The sequence below is a fragment of the Trinickia sp. HAY1-2D genome, from assembly GCF_056754935.1.
The window spans coordinates 421,858-444,701 of record NZ_JBPGWX010000002.1 but is presented as its reverse complement, the minus strand read 5'-3'; the positions used below and the strand labels follow the sequence as shown (position 1 = coordinate 444,701).

General features: G+C 62.7%; 22 protein-coding genes and 1 tRNA gene. 8 read left to right on the top strand and 15 right to left on the bottom strand.

The annotated features are described in order from the left end of the window. Window positions 1-4: 4 nt before the first annotated feature. Together ACR9ZC_RS09080 and ACR9ZC_RS09075 are read left to right on the top strand one after the other, a co-directional pair. Window positions 5-655 (top strand): TetR/AcrR family transcriptional regulator, encoded by a 651-nt coding sequence (locus ACR9ZC_RS09080; protein WP_481580030.1) that lies wholly within the window; start codon window positions 5-7, stop codon window positions 653-655. A 29-nt stretch (window positions 656-684) separates the two neighbouring features. After that, complete coding sequence (locus ACR9ZC_RS09075) at window positions 685-1,245, top strand: DUF1415 domain-containing protein (protein WP_481582629.1); 561 nt, start codon at window positions 685-687, stop codon at window positions 1,243-1,245. Between the two features lie 22 nt (window positions 1,246-1,267). Here ACR9ZC_RS09075 and ACR9ZC_RS09070 read toward each other — a convergent pair whose 3' ends face one another. Next, window positions 1,268-2,098: a class I SAM-dependent methyltransferase gene (locus ACR9ZC_RS09070; RefSeq protein ID WP_481580029.1), complete on the bottom strand. Its 831-nt coding sequence runs from the start codon at window positions 2,096-2,098 to the stop codon at window positions 1,268-1,270. 337 nt (window positions 2,099-2,435) lie between these two features. Here ACR9ZC_RS09070 and ACR9ZC_RS09065 point away from each other — a divergent pair, with 337 nt between their 5' ends. Further along, a complete protein-coding gene (locus tag ACR9ZC_RS09065) occupies window positions 2,436-2,762 on the top strand; it encodes a DNA-binding protein (protein ID WP_173260073.1) in 327 nt (108 codons plus the stop codon). Between the two features lie 31 nt (window positions 2,763-2,793). Here ACR9ZC_RS09065 and ACR9ZC_RS09060 read toward each other — a convergent pair whose 3' ends face one another. Continuing rightward, a complete protein-coding gene (locus ACR9ZC_RS09060) occupies window positions 2,794-3,939 on the bottom strand; it encodes a methyltransferase (RefSeq protein ID WP_481580028.1) in 1,146 nt (381 codons plus the stop codon). 283 nt (window positions 3,940-4,222) lie between these two features. On the opposite strand from ACR9ZC_RS09060, the gene ACR9ZC_RS09055 reads away from it, so the two are divergent. Both ACR9ZC_RS09055 and ACR9ZC_RS09050 read left to right on the top strand, forming a co-directional pair. Further along, window positions 4,223-4,726: an Lcl C-terminal domain-containing protein gene (locus tag ACR9ZC_RS09055; RefSeq protein ID WP_481580027.1), complete on the top strand. Its 504-nt coding sequence runs from the start codon at window positions 4,223-4,225 to the stop codon at window positions 4,724-4,726. Between the two features lie 200 nt (window positions 4,727-4,926). After that, complete coding sequence (locus tag ACR9ZC_RS09050) at window positions 4,927-5,406, top strand: Lcl C-terminal domain-containing protein (protein ID WP_481580026.1); 480 nt, start codon at window positions 4,927-4,929, stop codon at window positions 5,404-5,406. A 47-nt stretch (window positions 5,407-5,453) separates the two neighbouring features. On the opposite strand, the gene ACR9ZC_RS09045 is transcribed toward ACR9ZC_RS09050, so the two are convergent. The 3 genes from ACR9ZC_RS09045 to ACR9ZC_RS09035 all read right to left on the bottom strand — a co-directional run bounded on the left by ACR9ZC_RS09045 (window position 5,454) and on the right by ACR9ZC_RS09035 (window position 10,268). After that, a complete protein-coding gene (locus tag ACR9ZC_RS09045) occupies window positions 5,454-7,358 on the bottom strand; it encodes a putative bifunctional diguanylate cyclase/phosphodiesterase (protein ID WP_481580025.1) in 1,905 nt (634 codons plus the stop codon). A gap of 176 nt (window positions 7,359-7,534) precedes the next feature. Next, complete coding sequence (locus tag ACR9ZC_RS09040; protein ID WP_481580024.1) at window positions 7,535-9,136, bottom strand: MDR family MFS transporter; 1,602 nt, start codon at window positions 9,134-9,136, stop codon at window positions 7,535-7,537. After that, window positions 9,129-10,268, bottom strand: a complete 1,140-nt coding sequence (locus tag ACR9ZC_RS09035; RefSeq protein WP_481580023.1) for an HlyD family secretion protein — start codon at window positions 10,266-10,268, stop codon at window positions 9,129-9,131. The genes ACR9ZC_RS09040 and ACR9ZC_RS09035 overlap by 8 nt, the downstream gene beginning before the upstream one ends. A 125-nt stretch (window positions 10,269-10,393) precedes the next feature. On the opposite strand from ACR9ZC_RS09035, the gene ACR9ZC_RS09030 reads away from it, so the two are divergent. After that, window positions 10,394-11,134, top strand: a complete 741-nt coding sequence (locus tag ACR9ZC_RS09030; RefSeq protein WP_481580022.1) for a CerR family C-terminal domain-containing protein — start codon at window positions 10,394-10,396, stop codon at window positions 11,132-11,134. 65 nt (window positions 11,135-11,199) lie between these two features. Here ACR9ZC_RS09030 and ACR9ZC_RS09025 read toward each other — a convergent pair whose 3' ends face one another. Then, entirely contained in the window at window positions 11,200-12,510 is a 1,311-nt protein-coding gene (locus ACR9ZC_RS09025) for an MFS transporter (protein ID WP_481580021.1), read from the bottom strand. 87 nt (window positions 12,511-12,597) lie between these two features. Further along, window positions 12,598-13,614, bottom strand: coding sequence for an ABC transporter substrate-binding protein (locus ACR9ZC_RS09020; protein ID WP_481580020.1), 1,017 nt, complete (start codon window positions 13,612-13,614; stop codon window positions 12,598-12,600). Between the two features lie 246 nt (window positions 13,615-13,860). On the opposite strand from ACR9ZC_RS09020, the gene ACR9ZC_RS09015 reads away from it, so the two are divergent. Then, on the top strand, window positions 13,861-14,526 hold the full coding sequence (locus ACR9ZC_RS09015; RefSeq protein WP_331571897.1) for a response regulator transcription factor: 666 nt from the start codon (window positions 13,861-13,863) through the stop codon (window positions 14,524-14,526). Between the two features lie 4 nt (window positions 14,527-14,530). Beyond that, window positions 14,531-15,934, top strand: coding sequence for a sensor histidine kinase (locus ACR9ZC_RS09010; protein ID WP_481580019.1), 1,404 nt, complete (start codon window positions 14,531-14,533; stop codon window positions 15,932-15,934). On the opposite strand, the gene ACR9ZC_RS09005 is transcribed toward ACR9ZC_RS09010, so the two are convergent. The 8 genes from ACR9ZC_RS09005 to petA form a co-directional block, all read right to left on the bottom strand. Continuing rightward, window positions 15,931-16,794 (bottom strand): hypothetical protein, encoded by an 864-nt coding sequence (locus tag ACR9ZC_RS09005; RefSeq protein ID WP_481580018.1) that lies wholly within the window; start codon window positions 16,792-16,794, stop codon window positions 15,931-15,933. The two genes, ACR9ZC_RS09010 and ACR9ZC_RS09005, sit on opposite strands and share 4 nt — an antisense overlap. Before the next feature lie 298 nt (window positions 16,795-17,092). After that, window positions 17,093-18,328 (bottom strand): glycosyltransferase, encoded by a 1,236-nt coding sequence (locus tag ACR9ZC_RS09000; RefSeq protein WP_481580017.1) that lies wholly within the window; start codon window positions 18,326-18,328, stop codon window positions 17,093-17,095. A gap of 169 nt (window positions 18,329-18,497) precedes the next feature. Next, window positions 18,498-18,573: transfer RNA gene (locus ACR9ZC_RS08995), tRNA-Thr, on the bottom strand. A 20-nt stretch (window positions 18,574-18,593) separates the two neighbouring features. Beyond that, on the bottom strand, window positions 18,594-19,082 hold the full coding sequence (locus ACR9ZC_RS08990) for a ClpXP protease specificity-enhancing factor (protein ID WP_481580016.1): 489 nt from the start codon (window positions 19,080-19,082) through the stop codon (window positions 18,594-18,596). Between the two features lie 70 nt (window positions 19,083-19,152). Beyond that, the gene (locus ACR9ZC_RS08985; protein WP_006052302.1) at window positions 19,153-19,764 is read right to left on the bottom strand and encodes a glutathione S-transferase N-terminal domain-containing protein; all 612 of its coding nucleotides are present in this window, start codon (window positions 19,762-19,764) and stop codon (window positions 19,153-19,155) included. A gap of 100 nt (window positions 19,765-19,864) precedes the next feature. Beyond that, a complete protein-coding gene (locus tag ACR9ZC_RS08980; RefSeq protein WP_331568210.1) occupies window positions 19,865-20,638 on the bottom strand; it encodes a cytochrome c1 in 774 nt (257 codons plus the stop codon). A 22-nt stretch (window positions 20,639-20,660) separates the two neighbouring features. Next, the gene (locus tag ACR9ZC_RS08975) at window positions 20,661-22,046 is read right to left on the bottom strand and encodes a cytochrome b (RefSeq protein WP_331568209.1); all 1,386 of its coding nucleotides are present in this window, start codon (window positions 22,044-22,046) and stop codon (window positions 20,661-20,663) included. After that, on the bottom strand, window positions 22,046-22,666 hold the full coding sequence (gene petA / locus ACR9ZC_RS08970) for a ubiquinol-cytochrome c reductase iron-sulfur subunit (protein WP_331568208.1): 621 nt from the start codon (window positions 22,664-22,666) through the stop codon (window positions 22,046-22,048). The genes ACR9ZC_RS08975 and petA overlap by 1 nt, the downstream gene beginning before the upstream one ends. Window positions 22,667-22,844: the final 178 nt, after the last annotated feature.

The window sequence follows — 22,844 nt, the reverse complement described above, 5'->3', positions numbered from 1 at the left end:
GCTCATGACCCGCACTGCTTCGGACAAATCCGCCGCCCGCTCTCGCCCTCATACAGCGGGGCCCACGGCGCAGCAGTTGCTGCTGCGCGCCGCGGGCGAGCTGTTCTATCGCGAGGGCATTCGGGCGGTCGGCGTCGACGCCGTCGTCGAGCGTGCCGGCGTCAACAAAATGAGCCTGTACCGGCAGTTTTCGTCGAAGGACGAGCTCGTCGTCGCCTACCTCGAACAGGCGAGCGAACGCTTTTTCGAGCGCTTTGACCGCAGTATCGACAAGCATCCGGGCGAGCCGGTCCGTCAGATCGCGCAATATTTCGAAGACCTGACGGGCCGCGCATCGGTCGAGGGGTATCGGGGCTGCCCGTTCGTGAACGTATCGGCGGAATTTCCCGACGCGAACCATCCCGCGCGCCAGTGCGTGGCGCGCAACAAGACAGAGCTGATGGCGCGACTCCTCGCTCTCACGACCGCCGCCGGTGCGGACGATCCTGCGTACCTCGCGAACGCGCTCGCACTGCTGATCGAAGGCATTTATGCCGCGAGTCAAACATACGGGCCGGGCTGCGGGCCTGTCCAGGCTGCGCCCCGGCTCGCCGCCCAACTCGTTGCCGCCGCTTGTCCCGGCGCGTGTTCGCGACCGGCGGACGGGCAGGCATGAGCAGCGAGGCGAACGCGGTATCCCCTGAAATGGGCGGGCGTCCGCTCTCCGATGAAGCCGTCGTCGCGGCGACGCAGCACTGGCTCGTGCGCGCCGTCATCGGGCTCAATCTGTGCCCGTTCGCCAAAGCCGTCCATGCGAAGGGACAGATACGATACGTGGTCAGCGAGGCGCGCGATGTGGAAGGCGCGTTGACCGAACTCGAAGCGGAACTCAAATGGCTCGCCGAGGCGGATCCGGCGCAAGTCGATACGACACTGTTGATTCTTCCGCGCGCGCTTGGCGGCTTCCTCGAATTCAACGACTGCGTTTTCTTTGCCGAACGGCTTGTCGACCAACTGGGCCTGCACGGCATTGTGCAAATCGCCAGCTTCCATCCCGATTACCGCTTCGAAGGCAGCGAACCTGAGGACATCGAAAACTATACCAATCGCGCCCCTTATCCGATCCTGCACCTGCTGCGCGAAGCGAGCGTTACGCGTGCAGTCGAAGCCTTTCCGGACGCGGCCGATATTTACGAACGCAACATCGAAACGATGCAGCGCCTCGGTCATGAGGGCTGGCGGCTGTGGATGGGAGAGGAAAAGTAGCCGTGGAAGGATGGCGTAAGCGTTAAACGAAAAACCGCTCGCGCAACGCGTCGAGCCCGAGCGTATCCAACACCTCGGTCAGCCGTTCCGCCGCCCGCCGGCCCGGCAGCGCCTTATGCTGAGCAACGATCAACTCGTTCTTCATGGAATGCTCCCACCCGACGAGCTCGGTCACGCTCACCTGATAACCGTGCGCCTCGAGCTGAAGGCAACGCAGCACGTTCGTGACCTGAGAACCAAACTCGCGCGTGTGCAGCGGATGACGCCAGATTTCAGTCAACGCATTGCCAAGCGACTTGCCCTTGTTCCGCCGTAGCACGCCAGCGACTTCGGCCTGGCAGCACGGCACGAGCACGATATGACGCGCCTGCTTGCCCAACGCGAAACGAATCGCATCGTCAGTGGCCGTGTCGCAGGCGTGCAGCGCAGTCACCACGTCCACGGTCGACGGCAGGCGCGGCGACTCGATCGACTCCGCCACCGATAAGTTCAGGAACGACATTCCCTCGAAGCCCAGCCGCGCCGCCAGTTCGGTCGAACGTTCGACGAGTTCGGCACGCGTCTCGATTCCGTAGACGTGCGAACCGTCATCGCGCGGCAACGCCTTGAAAAAAAGGTCGTACAAAATAAAGCCAAGATAAGACTTACCGGCACCATGATCGACGAGCGAGACGCAGCCCTTCTCGCGGCGGACCTCTTCGAGCAGCGGCTCGATGAACTGATAAAGGTGGTAAACCTGCTTCAGCTTGCGGCGGCTATCCTGATTCATCTTGCCGTCGCGGGTCAGGATATGGAGCTCTTTCAGCAGCTCGACCGACTGTTCGGGACGGATTTCGTAGTTTTTTGCGGACATCGTCGGGGCGACCTGTGCGGAAGTCGCGCCTAACGTGCGACAGCCTACAGAACAACAAGGAGATTCGCGTCAGTTTACCGAAAAGCGTGGCTTCCCGTTCGTCGGCGCCAGCCGATGGAACGTATCGTGCTCCAACGCGTCCTACTGCGAAGTCGTCGCAACCGACAAGCCGTAGCTTCGCCGCGCTGCATAAGCTGACGGGCGGAAGCAAGCGTAACGTGCAACGGAGCACCGGCCACATGTTACGTAACACTGCATCGGGGGGAAACGGAGTATGCGGGGCCGCAACACGGTGCCCACATCCTCGAAGGATCAAGTTGACGAAAGGACGACAGGGATGGCTACGATACCCAACGGAGATGCAGAGCAAAAGTTTCAAGCCATGCTCGCCACGCTCCTGGCGGCGCCAACCGGCTGGTCGGAAAAACAGCAGCTCGAGCTCGAAATGGCACGCGATATTTCCAACGAAATGCTTCGCCTTGCCGAATCGATGCGCGACACCGAAGACACCCGACTCGAGACGTTGCTGACACTGCTCAAATACGCGAAGGTGGTCGACTTCATTTTGACGACGCTCGCGTCCAGGCGCGACATCCGCCCGCAAACGCTACGCGTCATCTTCAAGCTCGCAGGCCTGAAAGTCGACGAAGCGTATCCGGGCTGAGCCGCGAACCCGCCGGCGCGCCGCGAGTCGGTCAACGCGGCACCGCACGCACACCAAGCCGCCAGAGCGAAGTCACCTCTGCCGAGCGAGCGCGATGGAGCGGGTCCCCGGCATCCGATGCCTTCGGATGCTGCGGCCTGATCTCGTCGCGTCCGCGCACCTCCAACCCCGCCGCATCGATCATCGCCATCAGCGCCTCGCGCGTGCGCAACCCCAGGTGCTCGGCGAAATCCGAGAGAATCAGCCATCCCTCGCCACCCGGCTCCAGATGCGCGGCGAGCCCGGCCAGGAAACCGCGAAGCATCCGGCTGTCGGGATCGTAGATGGCACGCTCGACCGGCGAGCTTGGACGGGCCGGCAGCCACGGCGGATTGCAGACCACCAGCGGCGCCCGCCCTGGCGGGAAAAGATCGGCCTCGATCACTTCGATGCGATCGGCGTATCCCAGACGCGCCGCATTCTCACGCGCACAGGCAAGCGCGCGAGCATCGCAGTCCGTCGCCACGACGCGCTCGAGCCCGCGCTTGGCCAGAATGGCCGCCAGTACGCCGGTACCGGTGCCGACATCGAAAGCCAATGTGCGCGCGGGCAGCCGCGCCCGTGCAACGAGCTCCAGGTACTCGCCGCGCACGGGTGAAAACACCCCGTAGTGCGGGTGGATCCGCGCCCCGTCGAGCGCCGCGATCTCGACACCCTTCTTGCGCCACTCGTGCGCGCCGATGAGCCCTTGCAGCTCCCGCAGCGAAACGACGCTCGGCCCGGCGGCCGGCCCCCACGCCTCGTGGCACGCCTCGCGCACATCGGGCGCACGGCGCAACGCGATGCGATAGTCCTCACCGAGCGGAATCAGCAGCATGCCGAGCGTGCGCGCGCGGTGGGCCTGCGCCTGACGATGCAGATTGAATGCGTCGAGCGGCGCGTCGGCCGTTTTGCGCGGTTTGCGGTCGATGCGCCGCGCCATGGCCTGCAACAACTGACGCGCGTTCTGAAAGTCGCCGCGCCAAAGCAGCGCAATGCCCTCGCAAGCTTGCGCATAGGCCGCGTCGGCGGTAAGGCGATCGTCGGCGACGATGACGCGCTTTGGCGCGCGCACGCCGGCTTCGGAGCGCCACTGCGCGCGTTGTTCCACGTCGGCTTCGGTCCAGGTGAGCTGATCGGGCGTCGAATCTAGAGTCACGGGTATGGATTTCGATGTAGGCGGCGGGGCTGCCGCGGCGAGCGCGTTGCGCGGCTCTTTTCAGGACGACACGATACCTCGCATTGCACTGCCCCGGCCATTCCGCCCGAAATTTGATAGCTCGAAAACGGCACTTCGTCCGACTTTTCGATATAGCCATGCGGTGCGTCGCCATGGCGGGTGAAATGACGCACGGAACGCCGCGCCACAGGGGCGATCCGCCGAGCGGCGTTCCGCCACTGGACTCTACACAGAGGCCCTCGATGCGCAAAAGGAGGATTCGATGACGATTTCCGGAACGAACGCCCTGCACAACCCCGCGCCGAACGTCGGCGAATATTGGGTCGGCCAGGGCGGCATTTACGCCGGCATCATGCCCGATTACACCGGGCACTCGCCTCAGCATCTCATTTTCTCGGTCGACGAAAAGACCAACGTCCAATGGGGCGGCTACAGCGTTGCGGAACCGGACGCAAGCAGCATGCACGACGGCGAAGCCAATACCGAGGCGTTGATGGAATGCCCGCATTGGCACCCGGCCGCACGTTGGGCCAGCGAATACACGAAAGACGGCCATTCCGACTTTCATCTACCGTCACGCGCCGAGTGGGAAGTAGCGTCTGTAACGATTCAGGACGCATTCGCACGCGGGGCTTGGTATTGGTCGAGCAGTGACTACTCGCCCACATCGGCTTATGGCATCAATTTCGGCGGCATGGTGGATCTCGTCCATCTGTTCAAAACCTTCGATGGTCGCGCACGCGCGGTGCGCACGATTCCCGCCTAGTCGAAAAGAAGCTTCGCGGCGTTCGGTCCGATATCGGGTGGCCGAACGCCCGGCCTATCGGCATCGATCGTCCAATGACGAGCCGGCCGCTTCATTGCAGCGCGGAACGAACCGGCACGGGCGAGTTCGCAACTTCGCAACTTCGCAACTTCGCAACTTTGCAACTTTGCAACTTTGCAATCACGGGAAAGGAGTCTTCGATGATTCTCCAATCGATTGAAGCGCCGGCAATCGGCCAATACTGGCAGGGACAGGGCGGTCTCTATGCGGGGATCATGCCCGACTACGAGGGCCACGAACCTAAGCATCTCGTGTTCTCGATCGATGAAGCCGTCGACATCGAGTGGGGTTCGGATCATGTACCGGAGGCCACGAGCAGAACCGATGGCGCAGCGAATACAAAAGCGCTGCTGGCGCGCGCACTGCCGCACCCTGCCGCCCAATGGGCCGACGACTACGAGAAAGACGGCCATACCGATTTTCATCTGCCCTCGCTCGCCGAGCTGAACGTTGCGTACGTGACGATGCCGGAGCTGTTCTTCGCGAACGACCTGTACTGGTCGAGCACCGACCGCGATGCGATCACGGCTTATGCGCGCAATTTCGGCGATACGGATCTGGACTTTCTCTTCAAGGTTTTCGCAGCGCGCGCACGTGCGGTGCGCACGGTTCCCGCCTGAGGAGACACGGAGGGTGCATCGTCGAACAGGCGGCGCGTCTCGCCGCGTCAGACCACGATGCGTCCTTGTCCATCGCATGGCGCATCGCCCAACTGCGGCAAGGTGCCGCCGCCAACCAGCAGGCGCGTCGCAGCGTCGACATCGAGCGGCTTGCTATAAAGGTAGCCCTGCGCGTCGACGCAGCCCAGCGAGAGCAGAAAATCGCGTTGCGCGACCGTCTCGACACCCTCCGCAATGACCGCGAGGCCAAGGGTCTTGGCAAGCGTCACGATTGCAGTCGCGATCGCGCCGGAGTCGCCCGCGCCGATCCCTTCGACGAATGCGCGGTCGATCTTGATGCGGTCGATCGGCAGCGTGCGCAATTGACCCAGGCTCGAATAACCTATGCCGAAGTCGTCGATCGCGATCGTGATGCCGGCGCGTCGGAATTCGCCGAGGCGCCGCGCCGCAGTTTCCGGCTGGCGCATCAGCGCCGTCTCGGTCACTTCCAGCTCGACGCACGCCGGATCGATTCGCGTCTCGTTCAAGATTCGCTCGAACGTTTCGACCACATCCGCACGTTGCAGTTGGAGCGGCGAAACGTTGACTGAAATGCGCGGCAAACGCAAGCCCAAGCGCTGCCACGCGACGACCTGCCCACAGGCAGCGCCGAGCACCCATTCGCCAAGATGCGAGACGAGTCCGGCAGTCTCGGCTACGGCGATGAAATCGCTGGGCTGGATCTCGCCGAAATCGACGTCATTCCAGCGAACCAGCGCTTCCAGGCCACGCAGTTCGCCCGTGCGCATGTCGACCTGCGGTTGATAGTGCAAACGCAGACCGCCCGACTCGATGGCCTTTCGCAACCGCGCCGACAGCCGCAACCGGGCATCCGCTTCGGCGCGCATCCTCGGCTGATAGAGCTCGTAGCAGTTGCGGCCGCGGTTCTTGGCGGCATACATCGCGATGTCGGCGCTGTGCAGCAGACCGGCCGCATCGCGGCCGTCATCGGGAAACGAACTGACGCCGATGCTCGCTCCGAGCAAGAGCTCGTGTCCGCCTACGTCGATCGGCGTGGACACGGCTTGCAGCACGGCCTCGGACAGTATCGATCTGCGATCGGCGCCATTTTCCTTGCTGTGGCGCGCAACGATGACGAACTCGTCGCCGCCGTAGCGTGCAACGATCTCGTCATCGTGCGCGCACGCCGCGAGCCGTTTAGCCATTTTGACGAGCAGCTCGTCGCCCACGTTATGGCCCAATGCGTCGTTGACGGTCTTGAAGCCGTCGAGATCGATAAAGAGCACGCTGATTCGCTCCTGCGCGCCCTCCGCCCCGGCCAGCAGCGCCTGCAGGCTCCCGGCTACCGTGCCGCGATTGACAAGTCCCGTGAGGCTGTCGCGTTCGCTCAGCTCGCGCAATCGCGCCGAGCGCTCGATGAGCTTGGCGGACACATCGTGCGTGGTCTTGGCGAGCACGAGCGGGTAGACCACGGCAACGGGCAGCCACGCGAAGGCGATGTAGGACTCGGCGCCGATGAGTACCGACGGCGCACCCAGTATGACGACACCGAGGAAGACCGCGCAGGCGCTCGCGAGCGTGCCGGCCAAAAAGAGCCGCCAGCCGCCTACCGCCATGTTGTCGAGCGCGAACATGAGCAGAATTACGATCGTGCCGATCGGTGCGAGCTGTATCGCGACCGCGAGCCACCCACCCCACGCGGAATCGCAGACGAGGTTCACTCTTTCGCGCACGATCGGCTGCGCCGCCCGCTTTGCCTGCAGATAGGCCACATGCGGCCATATCAGGCAAATCACCAAAACGGACGCAAGGAGCCACGCCCCGGCATGCTGCGCATGCAGGTGCAGCAGGATGGGCGGCAATCCCATCACATAGCCAACAAGGCGGATGACATAGATGCGCCGCACCAAACCGGCGCCGCGCCCCCTTTCACCCGAGTCCGATGTCAGCACACGTCACCCCCCGGCGATTTTTCATATCTTACCGAGAATATATGCCGTCCTCGACGAGATTCCGCAGCGGGGCGTCCCGTCGAGGGCCACGGCCCCCGGGGCACGCCGCACCCGGTCCTGAGCGGCTAAACCGGTTGCGTGCGCGCGGCAACCCCGATGCCAGGGTATGCGCGCGGTCAGTGACCGGCTGCACTTGCGTCGACAGACATCTGTTTGGGCGTTCTCAATAACAGTGCGAGCGGGATGCAGACGAGCAACGCGATGGCCAGAACGTAGAAGGTTTCCGAATAGGTCATCACCATCGCCTGCACCTGAATCTGCTCGGCGAACTGGCCAAGCGCCTGCCTATTCGCGTGAGCCGCATCGCTCGCGCGGGCGAGCCAACCCGCCGCGTCGGCGGCGATTCTCTCCTGCCCGCGAAGGGAGTTCGCTGTCACCGACTCGCGAATCGCCTCGATATGAAAGCTATTGCGACGATCGATGACCACGCCGATGATGGCGAGGCCGACCGAGCCGCCCAGGTTGCGAGCCATGTTGTAGAGGCCCGCCGCATCCGCCGACTCCTCGCGCGACACGGCCGCCATCGACGCCTGGTTCAGCGGCATCATCGCGAGCATCTGTCCCACGCCGCGCAACAGTTGCGACCACAGAAAATCGTGGCCGGCGCTTTGCGACGTCAGCCCGGTATCGATGAAGCAGCTGATCACGAAGCAAGCCAGACCGCTCACTACCAGCACGCGAAAATCGACCTTGTTCAGCAAGCGCGGCAAAATGGGCATCACGAGGAACGCCGGCAAGCCCGCAAGCAACATGATGCCGCCCGATTGCTCGGCGTTATAGCCCGCGATGAGGCTCAGGAACTGCGGTACGAGATAAGAAATCCCGTAGATGCCCGCCCCCACCGCCGAGACAATGAGAATGACGCTCGCATATCGAATGTTGCGCAGCAGCGAGAGCCGCATGATCGGCTTGTCGGCAACGAGTTGAGACACCGCGATCAGCACGAAACCGAGCGCCGCAATCGCACTCATGGCTACGATCTCGTTCGATTCGAACCACTGGTTGCGCTGCCCTTCCTCGAGCACGACCGTCAACGAGCTCAGGCCGATCGACAGGCCGACGATGCCGATCCAATCCGCCTCCACGAATTCGCGCCAGCGCGGCGATTCACTGGGCAACCCGGTCAAAAGCAGCGCCAGAAGGGCCACGCATACCGGCAGATTGATGAAAAAGCACCAGCGCCACGAGACGTTCTCGGCAAGCCAGCCGCCGACGACGGGGCCAAGCAACGGACCGAGCAGGACGATGAGCCCGAAGATCGTCATGCCGATCGCCAACTGCGCGCGCGGCAATCGCGTGCGAATGATCGTTTGCGCGGTCGGGATCATCGCGCCGCCCGTGAAGCCCTGCCCGATACGGCCGACGATCATTGCCTGCAGCGATGCCGACATGCCGCACATCATCGAAAACGCCATGAAAAGCGCCGCGTTCGCGAGCAGGAAGTTACGCAGGCCGAATACGCGCGTGAGCCAGGCCGCGAGCGGAATCATGACGATCTCGGACATCAGATAGCCGGTCGAAATCCACGTGCCTTCAGTGCCGGTCGCGCCTACGGCACCCTGAATCTGCGGCAGCGCCGAGTTCGTGATCGAGATATCGAGTGTGGCCATCAGCGCGCCGAGCGCGCCGGCCGCGACCGCGATCCAGTCGGCAACGCTCGCCCGCTCGCCATGAGCTGGGGTATCGGGCAGGCCGGCAGCCGATGCCGACTCAGCCATGCCGATTCTCGCTGACGACACGCTGGTCCTCGTCACGGGCCGAGCGCGTGTCGACATCGACCGTCACCGACAGCCCGGGCAAAAGGAGATTGCGCGTTTCACTGCCGGTTTCGATGCGGATGCGAACCGGCACACGTTGGACGATTTTCGTGAAGTTGCCCGTCGCGTTTTCGGGCGGCAGCAGTGCGAACTGTGCCCCGGTGCCGGGCGCGAAACTATCGACGACGCCATGCAGCTCGACACCGCGCAGCGCATCGACATGCAGCGTCGCGGGCTGTCCAACCCGCATGCGCCGCATTTGCGTTTCCTTGAAATTGGCTTCGAGATAAACCGCGTGCACCGGCACGACCGACATCAGCCGCGTGCCCGGCTGGACGTATTGGCCGACCCGGACGCTGCGATCGCCCACGCGGCCCGCGAGCGGGCTCACGAGCGTGGTGTTTTGCAAATCGAGCTGCGATTGCCGCAAACTCGCACCCGCCGCTTCCAGTTGCGCGCGCGCCTGGGCGATCTGCGCCGTCATCGACGTCACCTGAGCCTGCGCCGAGCGAACCGCGGCCGCCTTGGCCGTGAGCGTCGCGCGCGCTTGATCGCGCGTGCTCGTCAGCTCCGCAAGATGGACCGCCGTTTCTGCGCCTTGCGCGGTCAGCGGTGCATAGCGCCGCACATCGTCCGCGGCATGCTCGAGCGCGACGCGCGCGACCTGCTGTTCCGCCTGCGCCTGCGCGACGATAGCCTTTTGCTGCTCGACGTCGGCCTCGGCGCGCGCGAGATCGGCGGCGCGCGCGTCGACGGTCGCCTGCGCCTGATCGACGGCAGCCTGATACTGGCGCACATCGAGCCGTACGAGCGGCGCGCCGGCCGCTACCGCCTCGTTGTCCGCGACCCGCACCTCGGCGATATAACCGCTGACTTTCGGTGCGATCGTGACGCTATCGGTCTGCAGGTAGGCATCGTCGGTCGTTTCGATGAAACGCCCGTGCGTCCACCAGTATGCAAACCACGATGCACCCACTATCGCGAGGGCGATCAGCAAGACTGCGAGTAGTGCACGTTTGCTGCGGCGCCCTGGCGCGCCGCGTCCCGAGCGCGGCCCGTCGATGCGCTGGGAGGCATCGATCGTCTCCGACATGATGTTCGATTCCAGTTGATACGAGGCGCCCAATTTATTCCACTTGGAAAAAATGTGTCAAGTGATATATTTTTGCCTTCGGGCAACAGGTCGATCCAGGCGAGCACGTGAGGAGCACGAAGCCCATGAATGAAATGAAGCGTGGCCGGCGCTCCGCGCAAGGCGGGTATGCGCGCGGCGACGAAACGCGGCTGCGCATCATTCACGCGGCCATCGAGCTGTTTGGAGAGCGCGGCTTCGACGCCGCGTCGACACGCGATATCGCCGCGCGGGCGGGCGTCAATGCCCCTGCGCTGCAGTACTACTTCGCCAACAAGGAAGGGGTCTATCGTGCCTGCGCAGAGCACATTGCGGAGATAGTCTGGGAACGCTTTGCGCCGGTCGTGCAAAGCGCGAACGAAAAGCTTGCGTCCGGTGCGGACACGCCTCACCTGATCGACGCGTTCATCGACATCCAGCAGGTAATCGCCGAGCGGATGTTCCTGTCACCTGCGACAGCCAGTCAACGCCTGTTTTTCGTACGGGAGCAAACGGGGCAGGAGCCGTCGATCGCGTCGGAAATTCTGCAAACGCGAATGCGCGCGCCGCTGAACCGCGTCGGTACGGAACTGGTTGCGCGCATCGGGGGCACACGCATCGATGACCCGGTTACGCGGATTCGCCTCTTGAGCCTGCACGGCCAGATGATGGTATTCAATGTCGCTCCACGCTCAGCGCTGGCGCTGCTCGAGTGGACGCAAATCGATGCCGAGAAAAGCGCGCTGATACAAAGGACGATCGAAGCTCAGACACGTGCGCTCCTGAACCTTTGGGCCCAGGCGCGCGCAGCGGGAGACGATGGGCAAAGCGGCGGCGGCGGGCTTTGACGGCACGCTCGACAACGTGGAGGCGTCGTTGAGCGGCCGCCGCCAAGCCTTCGCAGCCTGCTGCCTCAGGCTTGCGCGACGATGAGCCGCCGCTCGGTCTGGAACCACGCGATGGCAGCACCGAAACAAAGGACGCTCAAACAAACGATCGGCACGATCATGGGGCCAAACGCGGTGCCTGTGGCCTTGCCCGCATAAGGCATGAGATTCTGGCCGAAAAAGCCGCCGAGATTGCCGATCGAGTTGATCGCCGCCACGCTTGCCGCTGCTCGCGCGCCGCTGAAGTAACGCGGCGGCATCGACCAGAAGCACGGATAGAGCAGCGGGATGCATGCCCCGCCGAGCACGAGTGCGATGAAGCGAAGCGGTGTCGTCGGCAACAGCAGACTGCAGGTGAAACCGAGCGCACCTACCGCGGCGACGACGGCGATCGCCTTGAGAACGCCCTTACTGCGCTTGAGCTTGCCCGGCAAGTAGAGCAGCAGCAGCACGGCGATGGCCCAGGGCAGCATGCTCAGCAAACCGTTGGTCGTACTGGCGACACCGAACGACTTGACGAGCGTCGGCAGCCAGTAGGTCACGCCGTACAGCGACGTCGACATGAGCATGTAGGTGCAGGCGAACAGCATGACACGCGGATCGAGCAAGGCCTTCCAGGGATGCTCGTGCACCGCGTCGACCGGTTTCTCGCGCTCGAGCGCCGCGAGTGCGATCTGCTTTTCGCGCGCATCGAGAAAACGTGCCTCTTGCAGCGATGCGGGCAGGATCTTGAAGACGACGAGCGCGACGAGCACAGCGGGCAAACCGGTTGCCACGAAGACCCACTGCCAGCCGGCCAGCCCGAAGGCGCCATCGAGGCTCAGCAGCCAACCGCCCACGAGCGAGCCGAGCATATTGGCCAGCGCACTGCCCAGCGTAAAGATGCCCAGCACGCGCGCCCGGTAACTCTGCGGGAACCAGAGCGTCAGATAGTAGATGACTCCCGGGTAGAAGCCGGCCTCCGCAACCCCCAGCGCGAAGCGCAGGCCGCAGAAAATCCCCATCGAGGTCGTGAAACCCATCAGCACGGTGATGGCACCCCAGGTCAGCATGATGCGCGCGAGCCAGACGCGCGCGCCGAACCGGTGGAGCGCGAGCGTACTCGGTACCTCGAACAGCAAATAGCCGATGAAAAAGAGCGACGAGGCGAGACCGAAAGCGGCTTCGGTCATGCCCAGGCTGTGCACCATTTGCAACTTGGCGAAGCCGACGTTCTGACGATCGATGAACGAGATGAGGAACATGAGCACGAGAATCGGCATCAGGCGGCGTGCCGTCTTCGCCATGACGTGCCGCTCTTCGGCTGATGGCGGGTGAAGGGTATCGCTTGCGTTCACAGGGTAGGCTCCTCTTTCGTATCGACTCGAGTCCGGGCGTAGCCCGTCTTCATGGTTCATCGTTGCGCTGCCCGCGGGCACCGCTCGTTACATCGCGCCATAGCGCGCCAGCGTCGGAGCGAACATCTCCTGCCAGCGGCGCGGCTTTGCCTTGATGGTCCCGGTGAAGGAAAGAAATTCCACGTAGTCCATCAATTGCTTCGGCACAGCCGAAAAATGCGTTTGCTCGTCCGACAGCATCTGCAGGACGTCATCGGCCGACACTTCGACGCCTGAACCCGCCACGTAAATCGAAGCCGCTCGCCGCCGGTCGCTTTCGATGAGCCGATTCGCTTCATCCAATGCGTCGAGGAACGCTTCGACGAGCACAGGTTCGGTATCGACGACCTTCTTCGGCGCGAAGACCACGTCGAGCGTCAGCGGCCCCAACACGTCGCTCGCGTTCAGCACCCGGTGGATACCCGGCTGGCGCAATTCGAGATAGGAAAACGGCGGCGCGCAGAAATGCGCCGTCACGCCGCCCTGACGGCGAACCAGCGCCTGCATCGCTTGCGGATGCGGCAAATTGACGGTCATCGCATCGAGCCGCGCGAATTGCCGCACCCCGAGCTGCTTGGCGACCACCATTTGCAGGACGACGGCCGATAACGACGTGCGGATGCCCGGCACGGCGATCTTGTCCGCCGCCGAAAAATCGGCGATCGACCGAATGGACGCCTTGTTCGTGTTGAGCGAGAGCGGCGCACGGCCGAGACCGCTCACGCCAATGACCTCGACATTCGGAAGGCCACGGGCGCGTGCCCACAGTTCGATGAAGCCCGGCGCGCCGGTTCCGGCGAAATCGAGCGTGCCTGCCATCATCGCGTCGTTGATCGAATTGCCTCCGTCGAGCAGTACCCAATTGACGGAAACCTGTCCCATGCCACGACGTGCCGCATGTTTTTCGAACAGACGCTGTTGCTCCATGACGAGCAACGGCAGATAAAGCACCCCATAGCCCTTCGAGATGCGTACCTCGCGCGGCCGTGGCAAGGCGAGGGACGGCGCGAGCGATGCGCCGAGCGCCGCGATGGTCAATGCGCGGCGGCGCCGATTCGCCATCATCGTCTCCCCTCCTTTCCCCTATGCGAACGCCTTTGCAGGCCTTCGCCAGCAATAGTCGCCGCTCGATGCGTTCTATGGACGGAGATTACCGGGCGAGTCTGAGAAAATGCTGACAAGCGCGACTCGGGAAAACCCCTCTATCCGCGGTGGAACCGCGCAGGTCATAAGCAGACAGCCGCATGCGTATCGGCAACGGCCGACAGCGCGAGCCAATGACATCGCCAAGGACATAGCAAGGGCAGCATCATGCGCATTCTCGTCGTGGAAGACGACGCACAAATCGGCGCCGCGATTCGCAGCCGCCTGTCGCGGCTCGGCCATGCCGTGGACCTCGAAACCGATGGCGCGATGGCTGACGCGCTGCTCGACACCGAATCGTTCGATCTCGTCGTGCTCGACGTGATGCTGCCTTCGATGGACGGCTTCACGATCTTGCGTCGCATGCGCGAGGCGGGCGGCAAGACACCGGTATTGCTGCTGACGGCTCGCTCGACGATCGACGACCGCGTGAGCGGGCTGGGCCTCGGTGCGGACGACTATCTCGTGAAGCCATTCGACTATCGCGAGCTCGACGCACGCGTGCAGGCACTACTGCGCCGTCAAAGCGGCCATGCAAACGACGTCGTCCGGGTGGGCACGCTCGTCATCGATCGCAGTAACCGGCTCGCCGAACTCGATGGCAAGCCGCTTGCGCTATCGCGCCAGGAATTCGCGCTGCTCGAGATTCTCGCGAGCCGCCCGCAGCGAATATTCTCCAAGGACGAGCTGCTCAGCCAGCTCTTCAGCTTCGACAAGGAACCCAGCACGAACGCTGTCGAACAGTACGTGACGCGCGTGCGCAAAAAGCTTCAGGGCAGCTCGGTCGAAATCCGGACGGCACGCGGCATGGGGTATCAGATTGCGACACTTTGAAACGATGAAGCGCACGCTTTTCGGGCGCACGCTGTTGTTCATCGCATTCGTCGTCGTCTCGGGCGCGATTGGGCTTGCCGTCATTGCCCGCTATTACGCGGGCGTCGCGGCCGAGCGGGCGTACGATCAATTGTTGTCGGGCGCCGCCGTGCAGGTAGCCGAAAACCTGTATGTGCAAGGAGGCGTGCTCGCACTCAATCCGCCCGTTGCCGCATTCTCGACACTATCGAGCTACGACGTCGTCTACTACAAAGTGACGGATTCGCGCGGTCTGGTCGTTGCCGGCGATCCCGCACTTGCGAGCCGCGCAACGCGTGCCGCGACGCGGCTTGGCCCGGAGTTCGACAGCGGCGAATACCAGCGTCAGCGGGTACGCATCGTCACGATTGCGCGCTATATGCCCGAGGAAACCGTGCCGGGTTGGGCAACGATTACCGTTGCGCAGACCACCCATGCACGGCAGCAGCTCACCAACGACATGAGTCTGAAAGTGTGGACGCTGATCGTGCTGATGAGCCTGCTCGCGATCGGTGCGAGCGGCCTGGCCATCAAGCGGGGGCTGCGTCCGCTTGCGCAGATCGAAGCGATCATCGCAGCGCGCGATCCCGCGGATCTTCGCCCTGTCGTCGCCGACACGCCCAGCGAGATTGCCGCGATCATCGGCGCGATCAACGTCCTCATGCAGCGCCTCGCGAAACGGATTGCATCGATGCAACGCTTCATCGCGGACGCCGCCCATCAGATGCGCACACCGCTTGCGAGACTCGATGCGCAAATCGAACTGCTCGGCGCCGAGCACGATGGAATTCACGATCGAGAGCGGCTTGCTGCGTTGCGCGACACCTGCGCCGACGTGGGGCGGCTCACCGGCCAGTTGCTCAATCATGCGATGGTCATCCACCGCTCGGAGCTCGTCGCGCTTGCTCCGCTCGATCTGAACGCACTCGCGAAGGAGGTGCTCGGACGGACGATCCCGCTTGCCGACGATCGCGATGTCGCCGTCGCGTTCGAGAGCGACGCTGCCCGCACCGAGATTGTCGGCGATGGCATCAGCTTGCGCGAAGCGCTCTCGAACGTACTGCACAATGCGCTTTCTCACGGCCGCGCCGACGAGATCGTCGTATCGGTCGCGTCGACGACGACGTCGGTCGACCTGACGGTCCGCGATAACGGCCGCGGTATTCCACGCGAGCAGTGGGACGCCGTGCTGCAGCCGTTCGTCAGCTTGGGCAACGGCAGCGAGCACAGCACAGGTTCAGGCCTTGGCTTGGCGATCGTGAGCGAAGTGATGCAAGCGCACGGCGGACGGGTTGCATTCTCGTTTCCCGCATCGGGCGGATTCGCCGTGACGCTTTCGTTTCCACGTCATGACGCGGTGGAACGCCCGGCCGCCGTGACCAAGGCCTAGGAGCAGCTCAGCGCCACCATCCCGGAAATCACGCCGGCGGTGGGCGAATGCAACGTATAGCTTGCCGCCAGGTAGGGCTTCAGCGGATCACGTCCGATAAAGCGGCTGGCGACGGCATATCGCTCCGAACGCTGGGCACCGTTGTGGGACGCTTCCCTTTGCCGCGAGGTGTAAGCGCCGGGCATGCTCTCGAGCGTGACGGTTTGCTGGTCCTGCCCGATCGAGTAACGAAGGGAAAGCGTCATCTCCGCCGAGTCCTGATCCGAGATGCGCCGAATTTCAGCCGATGCGTCGAGCAGCGTGCCGGGTGCCGTGTTGCCGTCCATCGCCACGGGCTGCGTTTTCGACGCCACTGTGCAGTGCATCGATGCACCCGGTTTGAGTTCGACATCGACAGGCAGCCCCACGGCCCAGAAACGGGCTTGGTTCCGGTTGTAGGTCGCGCCGGACGAATCCGAGCCGTTGGTCCATTTACCGATCGCATAGGCGCCGTTGCCCGACAGGTCGGTCACGGTTCCGGAGAGCAGCGAAAGCTGATCGCCGAAGGCGACGTACGCTCCAGGAGCAGCTTCCTTGAGTTCTGCCGTCTTCATTTTGCCCATGAAGCCCGATATCGAATCGATACTGGCCGAGCTCGGCGAAAGCAGCAGCACATCGACTTCTCCGTCGACGCCTTCGACCGACACCGATTGACCGGCGACTTCGATCGCGGACTTCGGCGCTTCCGCCTTGCTTTGGTTCGACCACTTTTTGTCATCGCCGCCGTTACATCCTGCGAGGACGACGAGTGCAACCGGTGCGGTCAACGCAACTGCACGTTTGACCGATAGCGCGCAGCGGCGCCCATGATTTCGCTTCATTGTTTCTCCGAACGCTCCGAGGAAGTTGACGAACGCAGGACAGGCAAACGCAGGCCTGCGTGAGCGACGTCGGACGGCGCATGGCCGAAGGCAGGCGCGTTGGCCACGAGAACAGCCGCACGTCTGACGTCAAACAGCCTCGGAATCTATTTCACGGAGGGGGAACGGCACCGATCGGCGCCGTTTCTAGGACAAACGGAAAGAAGCGTGTGCGTCGCTACCATGTTCTGATGTGCGACAGCGCGAATGGAACAACGAGGCGTGCGGCAGCTATGCCGCCTGCACGGAGATAGCTATGCTACGCGGCGATCTTGCGGCGCGCCGAACGGATGTCTTCGAGGCACTCATAGAGCCGCTGATTGCTTTGCTTGACGTCGAAGAACGCCGCACGCGCCACGGCCACCTCGGCGTATGCCTGCCTGAGCGGCTCGTCGTCGATGAGGCGAGCCATCGCCGCAGCCATAGCGTCGACGTCGCCAACGGGCACGAGTACGCCCGCCTTGCCGTGATTCAGGATTGCGCGCGGCCCGGTCGGGCAATCGGTCGCCACGACAACTTGACCGAGCGCGAGCGCTTCGATGAGGACCATCGGCATGCCCTCGTTCTTCGAACTCAGCACGAGCATCGAAGCACCCGCCATGACTGGATGCGGATTGTCGAGCTGGCCCGTGAAATGGACACGCCCTGCAATCCCGAGCTCGCGAGCGAGCGCTTCCAGTTCGTTACGGTGCGCACCGTCTCCGACGATGACCAACTGCTCGTCGACCGCGTGTTGGCGCACCATCGCCGCATACGCGCGCAACAATGTGCGATGGTCCTTTTGCAGTTCATCCAGGCGCGCGACTGAAACGATATAGGGGCGTCCGAGGCCGAGTTCAGAGTGGCCAGCCGCTGCGCGCTTGCGTACGGCCTCGACGTCGATCGCGTTGGGCAGCACCGCGACGCCTTTGAGCTGGCTGCCAAACATTTGCATGGCTTCCTCGGCCATCTGCTCGTTGAGCGCGCCGAGGCAATCGTATCCACCGTATTGGCGCAGCAAGCGCCGCACTCGATTCGCGCGACCGCTCAGCCGCGCGCGGAAGCTGAAGTGATGGATGCCGAGCCACGCCACATCGAATTGGCCACAAAGCCGCCGCAGCGACATATCGTAGTCGATGATGACATCGACATCGGACGCGATCGCTTTGATCCGCTTCGCCACATGCGGGCGCACGACCAGTGCGGAATGTACGTCGCGCGCGACACGTCCCGGCTTTCCGAGGCGGTTTTGGTGACGTCTGCTTTGAAAGTATCGGAGCCACGGCCGGTCCGCGAGTACTTCGATGGGAACGTCAGCCGGGATTTGCGCGCGGAAGCGGTGTTCCAGCGCGGGCGACGCATACGTCACCGACAGCGACACGCGAAAAAGGCTGCGATCGAGGATCCGCAGCCACTGCAAGAGCGACGATTCGATGCCGCCGTTGTTGAAGTCGGTGATATGGAAGTGAGCGCGAATGCGCTTGCTCTCCCGGGTTATGCGTTGTTGCTTCGCCATTCTGATTTTTAAACACCCCGTAAATCGCCGCACTTGTCCGTGCGGTCTTGATCGTCTGGCAGACCGCGCATCCGGACCGAGCAGGCGAGTTCCGACGGCGCAGTGTACCGGGAGGGGTCAAAAATGCGACAAGGGGTTGCGTGAATATCACGTAACCCCTTGTTTTGTTTGGTGCCGGCTGCAGGACTCGAACCCGCCACCTGATGATTACAAATCAACTGCTCTACCAGATGAGCTAAGCCGGCGTTGAGCCCGTGATTCTACTTCATTTCACGACCTTGAGGTGCCCTTTGCCACCGCCTTTCGAGCCGTCGTCGGAGGACGGTCCGTCACCGTCGTCTTTTGTCGCCTGCGCCTGCGTTCCCGCTCCGACGCCGACATCCTCCGGTTCGGCATCCAACACCTCGGATTCGACAGGGGTGCCACCGGCCGCCCCCACCGCGGGCTCCACCGGAAACGCCATACCCTGCCCATTCTCGCGCGCGTAGATCGCCAGTACGTTGGCTACCTGCACTTCGATCTTGTGCGCCTTGCCCGAGAAGCGCGCACTGAACTCGATCCACTCGTTGCCCATTTGCAGCTGCGTCGTCGCCTCGAAGCTGATGTTGAGCACGATCTCGTCGTTGTGCACGAACTGCCGCGGCACGCGCGTCTGATTGTCGACCCTCACCGCAATGTGCGGCGTGTACCCGTTATCCGTGCACCACTCGTAAAGCGCGCGCAACAGATACGGTTTCGTTGGAATCTCTTGCATCGACTGTCCTCGCCAAGGTGCAACGCTTGCTGCCGAGCTCCCGCCACAAGCGCCGCACCCTGAAATTACATCAGCGGCGCATCACCTTTTCCGACGGCGTCAGCGCTTCGATATACGCCGGCCGGCTGAAAATGCGCTCAGCGTACTTCATGAGCGGCGCGGCGTTCTTCGAAAGCTCGATACCGTAATGGTCCAGACGCCAGAGCAGCGGAGCGATCGCCACGTCGAGCATCGAAAACTCTTCGCCCAACATGTACTTGTTCTTCAGGAAAATCGGGGCCAGTTGCGTCAGACGATCGCGAATCGCAAGACGCGCCTTCTCGTGATTCTTTTCCGCTGCCTTGCCCTTCTCGTTCTCGAGCGTGCCCACGTGCACGAACAACTCCTTCTCGAAATTGAGCAGGAACAGCCGTGCGCGCGCGCGCTGCACCGGATCGGCCGGCATCAGCTGCGGGTGGGGAAAGCGCTCGTCGATGTATTCGTTGATGATGTTCGATTCGTACAGAATCAGGTCCCGCTCGACCAGGATCGGCACTTGCCCATACGGGTTCATCACCGCAATGTCTTCCGGCTTGTTGAAGAGGTCGACGTCGCGGATCTCGAAGTCCATCCCCTTTTCGAACAGCACCAGCCGGCAACGCTGGGAAAACGGGCAAGTTGTGCCGGAATACAGAACCATCATGTCTAAAATTTCCTCAAAAAGCTGAAGGGCCAGCACGCCGAAAAGCCCGCCGAAGCGGGCTTCGAGTCGCGCCGGCCCTCACACCGCCGTCACGGCGTGATTATTTAACGTCCTTCCAGTACGCCGCGTTCAGCCGCCAGGCCAGGAACGTCAGCACGCCCAGGAACAGCAGCACCCATACGCCAAGCTGCCGGCGCCCATGTTGCGTCGGCTCGGACATCCAGGTCATGTAGGCGACAAGGTCGGCCACGGCAGAATCATAATCTACCCGGGACATCGTCCCCGGTTTTGCCTGCGCGAAGCCAACGAACCGATGCTCCTTCTCCCCCGTTTCGGGGTTCAACTCGTCCTCGTATTTCGCCGTCTGCACACCCTGCAACTGCCACAAGACATGCGGCATGCCGACGTTCGGGAACACCATGTTGTTCCATCCCGTCGGCCGCGTTTCGTCCCGGTAGAAGCTGCGCAAATAGGTGTAGAGCCAGTCGCTGCTGCGCGCCCGTGCTTCCACCGACAAATCGGGCGGCGCGACCCCGAACCACGTTTTGGCATCCTCCGGACGCATGGCCACGGTCATCGTGTTACCGATCTTGTCGGTCGTAAAGAGCAGATTCTGCTCGATCTCCTTTTGTGAAAGGCCAAGCTGCGTCAGCGCGCTGTAGCGCATGAGGCTCGCACTGTGGCAGCTCAAGCAGTAGTTTACAAACAATTGCGCGCCATGTTGCAACGACGCAAGGTTCTCCGTGTTGTCGGGCGCACGATCGAGCCGAAATCCCTCTTCCTGCGCCCAAGCCCCGGGGGCCACGAGCATGCCGGCGGCCAGCGTGACCACCACCGCGCCAATGCGGGCAAGCTTCGAAAGCAATGTCTTCATATCGTCTTGTCCTCGCTCGCGATTAATGGGGCTTGAACCGAACACGCTCCGGCGGCTCCTTGAACCTGCCGCGCGGCGTCCAGAACGGCATGCCGAGGAAGAACGCGAAGTAGATCAGCGCGCAGATCTGAGCGATCAACGTCGCGGCCGGCGACGGCGGCTTGGTGCCCAGATAAGCGAGGGTCAGGAACGCAAGCACGAAGATTCCGTAGAAAACCTTGTGGAACAACGGCCGGTAGCGGATCGACTTCACGGGGCTGCGGTCGAGCCACGGCAAAAAGCAAAGCGACACCACCGCGGAGCCCATCACGACGACACCCCAGAACTTCGATTGGGTCAGGTACATCGCAACGATCACGAGCACGGCCAGGACCGGCAAACCGATCTTCCACTTGCCTCGTGCCCGCACGAGCGCAAGGAGCCCAAGCAGCCCGATCACGACCATCAGCACGATCTTGAACGGATCGGTCGTGGCACGCAGCATCGCGTAAAAGGCCGTGAAGTACCACACAGGCGCGATCTCGGGCGGCGTTTGCAGCGGATTGGCCGGAACGAAGTTGTTCTGCTCGAGGAAGTACCCGCCCATCTCCGGTGCGAAGAAGATGATCGCGGCGAATACCATCAGGAACACGCACACGCCCATGAAATCATGGACCGAGTAGTACGGATGGAACGGAATGCCATCGAGCGGGCGACCGTGCGGATCTTTTTTGGCCTTGATTTCAATGCCGTCGGGATTGTTCGAGCCGACTTCGTGCAGCGCGACGATATGCACGAACACGAGTCCGATCAGCACCAGCGGAATCGCGATGACGTGAAACGCGAAAAAGCGGTTCAGCGTGACGTCGGACACGACGTAGTCGCCTCGAATCCACAGCGAAAGGTCAGGGCCGACGAACGGGATCGCCGAAAACAGGTTCACGATCACCTGCGCGCCCCAGTACGACATTTGCCCCCACGGCAGCAGATAGCCGAAAAACGCCTCGGCCATGAGACACAGGAAGATCGCGCAACCGAAGATCCAGACGAGTTCGCGCGGCTTGCGATACGAACCGTAAAGCAGCCCGCGGAACATGTGCAGATAGACGACGACGAAGAACATCGACGCGCCCGTGGAGTGCATGTAGCGAATGAGCCAGCCCCATGGCACCTCGCGCATGATGTACTCGACCGAGGCGAACGCGAGCGTCGAATCGGGCTTGTAGTTCATCGTGAGGAAGATGCCCGTCACGATCTGGTTCACGAGCACGAGCAACGCCAGTGAGCCGAAGAAGTACCAGAAGTTGAAGTTCTTCGGTGCGTAGTACTCGGAAAGATGGGCCTTCCAGGTGGACGTCATCGGGAAGCGGCGATCGATCCAGCCGGCAAGACCCGTCGTCGTTACGGCTTCTTTTTCCGTCGTCGCCATTACGCTTCTCCTTTTTCGTCCTTGCCGATCACGATCGTGGTCGCCGACGTGAACATGTAGGGGGGAACGTCGAGGTTCTGCGGTGCGGGCTTGTTCTTGAAGACCCGGCCCGCCAGATCATACGTCGACCCGTGGCAAGGGCAGAGAAAGCCACCGGGCCAGTCGCCGGGCAGGTTCGGCTGGGGTCCCGGGGTGAACCGCGGCGTCGGCGTGCAGCCCAGGTGCGTGCACACGGCCACGAGGACGAGAATGTTCTTGTGATCGGGGCGCGAACGGTATTCGTTCTGGCAGTACGCCGGTTCGGGCATCGAAAACGGATGTTTCGTGTTCGGATCGGCCACTTCGTTGTCGGCCTTGACCACGTCGGCCAGCATGGCGTCCGTCCGATTGATGATCCACACGGGCTTGCCGCGCCAGGCAACGGTCTTCATTTCGCCGGGCTTCAAATCGCCGATATCGACCTCGACCGGTGCGCCGGCGGCCTTGGCCTTTTCAGAGGGTTCCAACGAGCTTGCAAACGGTATGACAGCGGCTACGCCTCCAATGCCGCCTGCTACGGACGTCGCAATCAGCCAGGTACGGCGGCTGCCGTCGACGCGTTCCTCTTCTTTATCTCGCATTACACGCCCCACTTCTGAGTTGGATTTTCCGTCACGCTTTTTGCCACCGCCCGCTAGTTTGCGGGAATGGAGTCGTCATTTACAAGACCTGTCCGCCAAAAACCATGCGAACCGCTTGATCCGTAAGGGTTTTCCCGAGACACCAGCAGCTCGTCGGGCCGGTAAACGATGCCTCGTT